Source organism: Collinsella sp. (genome assembly GCF_052346665.1).
In the GTDB taxonomy this organism is placed as follows: Bacteria; Actinomycetota; Coriobacteriia; order Coriobacteriales; family Coriobacteriaceae; genus Collinsella.
The window spans coordinates 17541-26923 of the sequence record NZ_DAWDUX010000032.1; the positions used below are offsets into that span (position 1 = coordinate 17541).

A 9383-nucleotide genomic window follows, 5' to 3' on the forward strand; every position below is an offset into this window, starting at 1 on the left:
GTCGGCACGAAGACGGCGGCGACCTTGTCTGCCAGGCGCGCGATGGGGGGCTTCGTGGCGTTGGCTTCCTCGACGAGGCGGATGATGCGGGCGAGGTTCGTATCGGCTCCGACGCGCGTTGCGCGGAAGGCGAAGGATCCCGTGCGATTGACTGTGGCGGCGCTCACGGTGTCGCCGGGTGTCTTTTCCGCCGGGATGGACTCGCCCGTGAGGGCGCTCTCGTCTATGGAGGACGAGCCCTCGAGAACCACGCCGTCCACGGGGACGGTTTCACCCGGACGCACTAAGATCACCTGGCCGGGCTTGATGTCGTCCGCGTTCACCACCGTCTCGACACCTTGCTCGTCCACGATGGTTGCGGTCTTAGGTGCGAGGTCGATGAGCGCCTCGATGGCCCCACCCGTCTTTGACTTGCTGCGGGCCTCGAGGTACTTGCCAATGGTTACCAGCGAGAGGATGGTTCCCGCGCTTTCCAGGTAGAGATTGTCCATGCCGATGGTGTGGGCACTCATGGGGTCGCCCGCCGCGAGTTCCGCCGCGATGCGGTAGATTCCGTAGATGGACCAGCCTACGCTGGCGGTGGCGCCGATGGCGATGAGTGCGTCCATGGTGGGAGCACCATGAACGAGCGACTTGAAACCGTTGATGAAGTAGGCATCGTTGACGTAGAGGATGGGTGCGAGTAGCAGCAGTTCGGTGAGCGCGAGGTTCATGACGTTCTCATGCGCGCCGAAAAATGCCGGCAGCGGCCAGCCGAGCATGTGCCCCATGCCCAGGTAGAACAGGGGGATGAGGAACACGATCGAGGTGATGAGGCGCCCGCGCATGGCACGCGCGGCGGCCTCAAGCTTCTTGGTGGGGGAGACGAGGGGTGCTGAGACGGCGTTCGCGTTGACACCGGGCATGGTTGCCCCTGCCGCGCCGGCGCCAGCTCCGCCTACGGGCGCCGCCGAGTAGCCCGCACGGTCGACGGCGTCGCAGATGTCGTCGTCGCTGAGGAGCGTTTCGTCGAAGGTGACCTGCATGCTGCCCGAGAGCAAGTTGACGGCGACGTCGGTCACGCCGTGCAACTTGCAGACGGCCTTCTCGACGTGTGCCTGGCATGCCGCGCACGTCATGCCGCCGACGTCGAATTTCTCCTGAGCCATGTGTAGCTCCTTTCGTAGCAATGTCACGGTTGAGTATACCCCACCCCCCGGGGGTATTTGATTAGAATGTCGATTTGCTTCCAAGGCGAACCCCGGGCGAGCCCGGGGCCGATCGCGACCGACCCTTGTGTCTGCGGGAACTTGGAGTGGGGTGCTCCGCGAAAGTGAACTCTCGCGGAGCATTTTGCTCGAAAGGGCGGGGAAATCGACGCGAGAGTTAACTTTCGCGATGCCTGTGCGCGGGGGGGGGATGGGTACGCGTAACGTGGGGTTGTGTAATTTAGGGACAGTCCCCTTTTTGCACATCGGGTGCCCGTATACTTGCCTGCGGTGGAATCTGCTCCATGCGTTACGCATGCGCCCGCAATAGCCTGAGAGGCTGCAGGGATATGCCGGTTGCGAACGTGCTCCACCGCGCGGACCGGCCCGCGCAATCGCTTGTTATATGAACCTCCTTGCGCGGACGGTTTGACGAGCGCGCCCCGTTGCCGGGCGCCGCTGTGTTGAGGCCCACCGCGCGGAAACGGAAATTCACACCCCCATGCCGCTGTTTATTAAGAAGAACACGAAAAAGGACGACGCCATCGAGACCGTCGAGGTACGCGAAACCAATCTCGCCTCCTCGTCCGATCAAGACGCCGGCCCCGAGACCACGTTCGCCGACCTTGGCCTGTCCGAGCAGGTCCTCTCCGCCGTTGCCGATATGGGCTATACCGCCCCGACGCCCGTGCAGGCTGCCTCGATCCCGCACGCACTCGATGGCGAGGACGTGCTTGCCGCTGCCCAGACGGGCACCGGCAAGACCGCGGCGTTTTTGCTGCCCACCATGAACAATCTGCCCCATGTGCCCCGTTCCCGCGCGCGTGGTAAGGTCGCTCCCCAGGGTCCGCTCATGCTCGTGGTCACGCCCACGCGTGAACTTGCCCAGCAGATCGAGGACGTGTGCCGCTCCATTGCGCACCACACCGGGCATACCAGCGTGACCGTTGTGGGCGGAGTGAGCTACAACCCGCAGCGTGACAAGCTCAAGCGCGGGTGCGACATCCTCATCGCCACGCCGGGCCGTCTACAGGACCTCATCGACCAGGGCGCGTGCATGCTCGACCAGGTGCAGGTACTCGTGCTCGACGAGGCGGACCGCATGCTCGACATGGGCTTTCTGCCCGCCGTTCGCCGCATCGTGGGCTACACGCGCGATGATCGCCAGACCCTGTTGTTCTCCGCAACGCTTGACGATGCGGCAGTTGGCTCGATCACCGACCTTGTGCACGATCCCGCCCGCGTCGAGATCGCCCCGGTGACCTCGACGGCGGAAACGGTTGAGCAGTACGTGCTCCCGGTTTCCCTCGAAGCGAAGAACGCCTTGCTCGCCCGTGTACTCAAGCGCGAGGGGGCGAGCCGCGTCATCGTGTTCTGCCGCACCAAGCACCGCGCCGATGCTTGCAGCCGCCGTCTTGCGCGTGCGGGCATCACCTGCGCTGCCATTCACGGCGACCGCAGTCAGGCCCAGCGCGAGCGGGCCCTCAAGGCGTTCCGCGCCGGGGAGTGCGACGTGCTCGTGGCCACCGACGTCCTCGCCCGTGGCATCGACATCTCAGATGTGCGCTACGTGGTGAACTTCGACGTCCCCACCGACCCGGTGGATTACATCCATCGCATCGGCCGCACGGGCCGCGCGGGTGAGGAGGGCTGGTCCCTGACATTCGTGACCCCCGATGATGTCGCCGAGTTCTACGACATCGAGGCACTCATGGGCAAGACCGCCGCGCTCTTCGATGCGGACGGCTTCGAACTCGGAGCGTCCGCGCCCGAGGTCGACCCCAACCGCGTGCCCGCCAAGGCACCCGCGGGCAAGAAGGAGAAGAAACGCCGCCGCAAAGCGAAGGCCAAGGCGGGCGCCGGTTCGCGAGCCGAGTCCCGAGGCGGTTCCCGCTCTGGCTCGAATGGGGAGGCCCATGGCAAGGTGTCTTCCGATACCCGCGCGGGTGCATCTCGACGTGCTGAGGACGAGGCCAAGGCCAAGCCCTCCCGGAGGAAGCGCAGCGGTAAGACCCGGGTGCGTGCGGGCGAGGGCGACGCTTCCGTCGAGCTGTTGACCGCTTCCGAGGCGCGTACCGCCTCCCGCCCCTCGCGCACTGGCGCGAATCGTCGTTCCACCTCATCAGGCGGGCGCGAGGCGTGGCGCAATTACGATGAGCCCAGCGAGCGTCGTGGTCGCGGCGGCCGAGGCGCCCGCAAGGCATCCAATCCCCACGGCGGCCGCGTCGACCGCGGGGGCTCGGCTTCGCGCACCGGTCGCCGCCCGGGGGACCGCGGTGGTCGCCGATAACCCTATTGCGCGATTTCACACGTCCTTCACGGGCGTGATACGCAAGTTCTGTGGAGGGGCGCGCCGGCTTCGTTATCGAGCTGGTGCGCCCCTCGCGCTGCAACAGGGCGTTGTCGGACTCTGGTCGGATTCGTGTCGGGACATGGTCTGGGAGCGTGCCCAATCTGTACAGGCGGCATGCCTCCGATTTGCCGCTGCACGCCGGTGACGCCCTCTCGCGCCATAGCCTAGGGGTGTACGGGCATCGCCGAGCCGTAAGGGGGGCACCATGTATCAACTATCCGCCGTCGACCGGGACATCCTTGATTTTGCCGAGTACTGGGGCGCGCGCAAGGCGCGCTGGATCGACGCCGCCTCGTCGGAGTTCGAGGAATACGTGCATCCCTTTGCGATGCGCATGAGGAGCCCCTTGCCCCGATACCTCGCCATGACGAACATCTACTTCACCGAATGGGCCTTGTTCGAGCGCCCCCTCATTGACGGGCGCACGCCGCTGCAGCTCTATATCGAGCAGTCCGCCCGCACCCTTCCCGAGGATTCGCTCGATCGTATGAGACAGGTCGAGCGCACCCAGTTCTTCTCGCGTTTCTCGATTGTCGAAAAGGATGTGGCGGCGTCTCGCGTACGGCTGGTGGATGTTTGGACGGGAAGTGCCTACGAGGTCCTCGATCCGGTGATCTGCTCGACCGAGCGTTGGCGCGAGGGCACCATCGCCGAGCGCATCGCGTGCGTGGACGGCATCTGGTGCCCTGTGGGGCAGGCGCGCCTGTACGACTGCGCCCCTGTCGGCCAGTCGATCCAAGATGACTTGGGGGAGCCTCGGGACGTTGGTGCGCAGGGCGAGGAAGCGGGCAGTTACTATCTGCACCTCCTGCGTGACGTGATTGGCGTTGATGGTCGCTTTTCCAATACGCTTAAGTTGGTGGAGGTAGATCCCGAGGCCGATCTCGAACCGGCTTCCGCCGTCTAGCACTCTGCCGCTAGGATGCCGCTCGCATACGTCTCGGCGATGGCCGGGGCGGTGGGTGAATCACTGTCTGTGGGGCCGGGAGGCATCGCGGTCGCGTTCTTCGCGCGGGAGTAGCGGGGGTCTATCCACAAGGGGCTGTTTCGAACATGTGATGACCTGATGATGGCTTGATTTAGCAGTACACTACTGCGGGTTATGTCCATTATCTAATCTGAAGGGGTCCATTATGTCCGTTCGCATCATCACCGACTCCGGTTCCGATTGCCTTCAGGGCGATCATCCCCAGCTCGACGTCCTGCCTCTTTCCGTGGGGTTCGGTACCACCACGTACCAGGCCGATGTCGAGCTCTCGCGCGAGCGTTTCTACGAACTCCTCGTCGAGGGCGATGAGTTTCCCACTACCGGCCAAGTCAACCCCTACGCGTTCTCCCAGGCCATTGAGCGCGCCCAGGCCGCGGGGGAGGACGTCGTGATCCTTGCCCTGTCCGCCAAGCTCTCCGGTACACACCAGTCCGCCTGCACCGCCGCCGCCGAGGCGAGCGACGCCACCGAGGTCCACGTGGTCGATACCAAGAGCGTCACCGTGGGCGAGCACATCCTCGTCGACTACGCTCTGCGCTTGTTGGACGAGGGCAAGTCGGCTGCCGAGATCGCCGGCGCCGTCGAGGCCGTCGTCGATCGCGTGGTCGTGGTCGGCCTGCTCGACACCCTCGAGTACCTCAAGCGCGGTGGCCGCATCTCGGCGGCGGCGGGCACGGTGGGCGAGCTGCTCTCCATCAAGCCGGTTATCACCATCGACAACGGAGAGGTGGCGGTGCTCGGTAAGGCGCGCGGGTCCAAGAACGGGCGCAACCTGCTGCGCCAACAGGTCAAGGCCGCCGGTGGCATCGATTTCTCCATGCCCGTGATGCTCGGCTATTCGGGCCTTTCCGACAAGCTTCTGCGCAAGTACCTCGACGACTGTCGCTCGGTGTGGGAGGACAGGATCGCCGAGGAGGACATCCCTGTCCTTATGGTGGGTGCCACCATTGGCACGCATGTCGGGCCGGGTGCCATTGCCTTGGCCTTCTTTAAGAGCGCATAGCTCAAGTCCCCGCCGATGCTCGGGGTGCTAAGATAGGACTATCCGTGCATACGACCACCGAGGAGGAAGCACATGACCGTTTCGGCTCCTATCGACGCCACGCAGACCCCCGCTTGGAAGGCGCTTCAAGCTCACTACGACGAGCTCCAGGCCAAGGGCATCAGCCTGAAGGACTGGTTCGCCGCGGACCCCGAGCGCGTTGGTAAGCTTACGTTCAAGGCCGGTGACCTGCACTTTGACCTGTCCAAGAACTTGATCACCGATGAGACGGTCAAGCTCCTCGCCGATCTTGGACGCGCGTGCGGGGTGGAAGAGCGTCGCGACGCCATGTTCTCCGGCGTGCACATCAACACCACCGAGGACCGCGCCGTGCTCCACACCGCCCTGCGTCGTCCCGCCGAGCAGAAGGGCGAGCTCATCGTCGACGGCCAAGACGTCGTGGCCGACGTGCACGAGGTGCTGGACCGCATGTACGCCTTCGCCGAGCGCGTCCGCTCCGGCGAGTGGACCGGTGTCTCCGGCAAGAAGATCGAGCATCTGGTCTCCATCGGCATCGGCGGTTCGGACCTTGGCCCCGTCATGGCCTATGAGGCCCTGCGCCCCTACGCCGACGCTGGGATCGACTGCCGCTACATCTCCAACATCGACCCCAACGACATGTCCGAGAAAGTGAAGGGCCTCGATCCCGAGACCACGCTCGTCATCATCGTCTCCAAGACGTTCACCACGCTCGAGACCCTCACCAACGCCCGTGAGGTCAAGGCCTGGATGCTCGAGCAGCTCCGCGCGGCCGGTGCCATCGACGGCACGCCCGAGCAGGACGCCGAGGCCATCGCGAAGCACTTCGTGGCCGTCTCCACCGCCCTCGACCTCGTCGCCGACTTCGGCATCGACCCCGAGAACGCCTTCGGCTTCTGGAACTGGGTCGGTGGCCGCTACTCCGTCGACTCCGCCGTGGGCCTGTCCCTCATCGTCGTCCTCGGTCCCGAGCGCTTCCAGCAGTTCCTCACCGGCTTCCGCGCCATCGACGAGTACTTTGAGAACACGCCGCTCGAGGAGAACGTCGTCGCGCTCATGGGTCTCATGAACGTGTGGTACGTCAACTTCTTCGGCGCCGACACGCATGCCGTGCTGCCCTACACCCAGTACCTGCATCGTTTCCCGGCATACCTGCAGCAGCTCACCATGGAGTCCAACGGCAAGCAGGTCCGTTGGGACGGCAGCGCAGTCACCTGCCACACCGGTGAGGTCTTCTGGGGCGAGCCCGGCACCAACGGCCAGCACGCGTTCTATCAGCTGATCCATCAGGGCAACGTGATGGTCCCCGCCGACTTCATCGCATTCGCCAACACGCATAACCCGGCCCAGGACAACGGCCAGGACGTCCATGAGCTGTTCTTGGGCAACTTCCTCGCCCAGACCAAGGCGCTCGCCTTCGGCAAGACCGCCGACGAGGTCCGTGCCGAGGGCACGCCCGAGGAAATCGTCCCCGCTCGCGTGTTCACCGGTAACCGTCCGACGACCTCGATCTTCGGCGACACCCTCACTCCGTTCGCACTCGGCGAGCTCATCGCGCTGTACGAGCACATCACCTTTGTCGAGGGCACTGTGTGGGGCATCGACTCCTACGACCAGTGGGGCGTCGAGCTGGGCAAGCAGCTGGCCAAGCAGATCACGCCCGCCTTCCACGACGACGAGGCCCTGGCGGCGCAGGACGCCTCCACCAAGGCGCTCATCGAGTTCTACCGCGCCACGCGCAAGTAACGGAGTCTTTGCCGATTCAAGAATTCGGTGTCGCCTCGCATAGGTTGATATGGCTACACCCATAGAGGGCGAGTCCATCCGGGCTCGCCCTCTTTGCGTTTCGAGGAGTGTTCCTCGTGGAGTCAACATCCCCTGTCTCTCACACAGGGGTATCATGTTCGCTTGGAAAACCTCCACTCGAAAGGATCTTGAATGTCCATTAAGGCAATTGCGCTCGACATCGACGGCACGCTCACCAACGATGCGAAGGTTGTCACCCCGCGTACCAAGGAGGCGCTGCTCGCCGCTCAACGTTCGGGTATCCGGCTCATCCTTTCTTCTGGGCGTCCGGTGCAGGGCCTCCGCGCCATTGCCGCCGAGCTCGAGCTTCAAGACAATGGCGGCCTGCTCGTCGCCTTCAACGGTGCGCGCGTGATCGACGCCCAGACCGACGAGGTGCTCTTCGATCAGCCCATGGAGGAACGCGCTCTGCGCGCGCTCGTTGGGCACATGCGCGACTTCGACGTCATCCCCTGGATCACCGAAGGTAAATACCTGTACGTGGAGCGTGGCTGCAGGCACACCATCACGTATCGGGACGCTCCCTTTGACATCGTCGACTACGAGCGCAGGATGTGTGACCTCGAGCTCGTCGAGGTCGATGACCTGCTCGAAGTGTGCTCTCGCCCCCAGGACAAGCTCCTGTGCGCTTCCGAGCCGGAGTACCTGCAGGCGCATTGGCGCGCGATGCACGAGCCCTTCACTGACACACTTTCCGGTATGTTCACGGCCGACTTCTACTTCGAGTTCATGGCCCCTGGCATCAACAAGGGCAATGCGTTGGCCGGCTCGCTGCCCAAGATCGGCATCGACGCGTCCGAGGTGATCGCGTTCGGAGACGCCCAGAACGACATCTCCATGCTCGAATGGGCGGGCATCGGCGTGGCGATGGGCAATGCGACCGATGCCGCCAAGGCTGCGGCCGATGAAGTCACCGCCTCCAACAACGAGGACGGCATCGCGCTCGCGCTCGACAAGTTTTTGGGCTAAGGACGTCTCGCCGGGGCGATTGTGGTACCGTCTCATATGATGGCTTAAGACGTATCAATACAGGAGGAGATCGATATGGCGAAGATGCTTGACGATGGTTCTTCGACGCCTCTCTATGCTCAGCTGCGCGAGCTCCTCAAAGGCCAGATTGTGGATGGCGCTTTCGTTCCCGGAGAGAGGATTCCCTCCGAGGACAAGCTCAACGGCCTGTATGGCGTGAGCCGCATTACCATTCGCCGCGCCCTGCAAGAACTCGTTAACGAGGGATATCTCGTCAAGTGTCCGGGCAAGGGCACCTATGTGAGCGAGCGTCTCCCGGGTACATCCGTCTCGTCCAAGGTCCGCGCCAAGTTCACCCAGAACAATGACGTCCAAAGCTTCACCGAGGCGTGCGAGAGCAACAACCAACGCGCCGGCGCGCATTTGATATCGATCGAGCAGGTAGAGGGCCTCGACGATGCCCGGGCCTTCTTTGGCTTTGGCAACGAGGGACGCCTGCTGAGGGTTGTGCGCATCCGGACGGCGGATCGCACACCCATCATGGTTGAGGAGAATTACTTCCCCGCCGAAGTTTATGCGTTCCTGCGTAGTGCGGATTTTGAAGACACTTCGCTTTACGACATCATTTTGTCCAACGGTCATGGCGAGCCGATGCTCACCGAGCCGTGCGATCTTGATCTTGAGAAAGCGTCCGCCGAGCTTGCGCCGTATCTCGATGTTCCCGTCGGCGAGCCGCTCTTCTGCCTTGAGGGCCGCTATTACGATACCGACGGGTCGCCCATGTACCTTGGCAGACAGCACATTGTGGGCACACGGTATACCTTCCGCATTTAATGTGCGCTAAGAGTACTCCTGATTGGGGCCGGCGGGGCACCGCGTCCGTACAGTCGAATTTCGATCGGCCCCCGGTCTCTATGAGAAGTAACGTCCCGATGGTGTCTCCATGGGGGCGTTACGTGTATGTGAACACCTTTGATTCCAACGGGCAATTTCCGCGTTGCCGGTGAAAATGGTCTTTCCTAACGGAAGAAGGTAATGCTGTACTAACCTGTCATATAA

7 protein-coding genes are annotated in these 9383 nt (G+C 63.5%); 6 read left to right on the forward strand and 1 reads right to left on the reverse strand.

Annotation, left to right across the window (positions count from 1 at the left end; all coding sequences use genetic code 11):
• Window positions 1–1148 (reverse strand): heavy metal translocating P-type ATPase (locus ACT8II_RS06910; RefSeq protein WP_443813464.1); only part of this gene is annotated, 1148 nt, incomplete at its 3' end.
• Window positions 1149–1689: 541 nt separating this feature from the next.
• On the opposite strand from ACT8II_RS06910, the gene ACT8II_RS06915 reads away from it, so the two are divergent.
• From ACT8II_RS06915 to ACT8II_RS06940, 6 genes are all read left to right on the forward strand, one after another.
• Complete coding sequence (locus ACT8II_RS06915) at window positions 1690–3477, forward strand: DEAD/DEAH box helicase (RefSeq protein WP_443813466.1); 1788 nt, start codon at window positions 1690–1692, stop codon at window positions 3475–3477.
• A gap of 268 nt (window positions 3478–3745) precedes the next feature.
• The gene (locus ACT8II_RS06920; RefSeq protein WP_118653169.1) at window positions 3746–4447 is read left to right on the forward strand and encodes a hypothetical protein; all 702 of its coding nucleotides are present in this window, start codon (window positions 3746–3748) and stop codon (window positions 4445–4447) included.
• A gap of 226 nt (window positions 4448–4673) precedes the next feature.
• Window positions 4674–5531 carry a DegV family protein gene (locus ACT8II_RS06925; RefSeq protein ID WP_118653171.1) on the forward strand — a complete coding sequence of 286 codons (858 nt, stop codon included), beginning with the start codon at window positions 4674–4676 and terminating at the stop codon, window positions 5529–5531.
• A 72-nt stretch (window positions 5532–5603) separates the two neighbouring features.
• Entirely contained in the window at window positions 5604–7295 is a 1692-nt protein-coding gene (gene pgi, locus ACT8II_RS06930) for a glucose-6-phosphate isomerase (protein ID WP_294122920.1), read from the forward strand.
• Between the two features lie 192 nt (window positions 7296–7487).
• A complete protein-coding gene (locus ACT8II_RS06935; protein ID WP_118653175.1) occupies window positions 7488–8324 on the forward strand; it encodes a Cof-type HAD-IIB family hydrolase in 837 nt (278 codons plus the stop codon).
• A 75-nt stretch (window positions 8325–8399) separates the two neighbouring features.
• Window positions 8400–9158 (forward strand): GntR family transcriptional regulator, encoded by a 759-nt coding sequence (locus ACT8II_RS06940; protein WP_443813469.1) that lies wholly within the window; start codon window positions 8400–8402, stop codon window positions 9156–9158.
• Window positions 9159–9383 lie beyond the last annotated feature (225 nt).

Excerpts from the sequence above, each read along its gene's own strand:
- ACT8II_RS06940 (WP_443813469.1), top strand. The coding sequence starts at position 8,400 with ATGGCGAAGATGCTTGACGATGGTTCTTCGACGCCTCTCTATGCTCAG.
- ACT8II_RS06915 (WP_443813466.1), top strand. The coding sequence starts at position 1,690 with ATGCCGCTGTTTATTAAGAAGAACACGAAAAAGGACGACGCCATCGAG.
- ACT8II_RS06925 (WP_118653171.1), top strand. The coding sequence starts at position 4,674 with ATGTCCGTTCGCATCATCACCGACTCCGGTTCCGATTGCCTTCAGGGC.
- ACT8II_RS06935 (WP_118653175.1), top strand. The coding sequence starts at position 7,488 with ATGTCCATTAAGGCAATTGCGCTCGACATCGACGGCACGCTCACCAAC.
- pgi (WP_294122920.1), top strand. The coding sequence starts at position 5,604 with ATGACCGTTTCGGCTCCTATCGACGCCACGCAGACCCCCGCTTGGAAG.
- ACT8II_RS06920 (WP_118653169.1), top strand. The coding sequence starts at position 3,746 with ATGTATCAACTATCCGCCGTCGACCGGGACATCCTTGATTTTGCCGAG.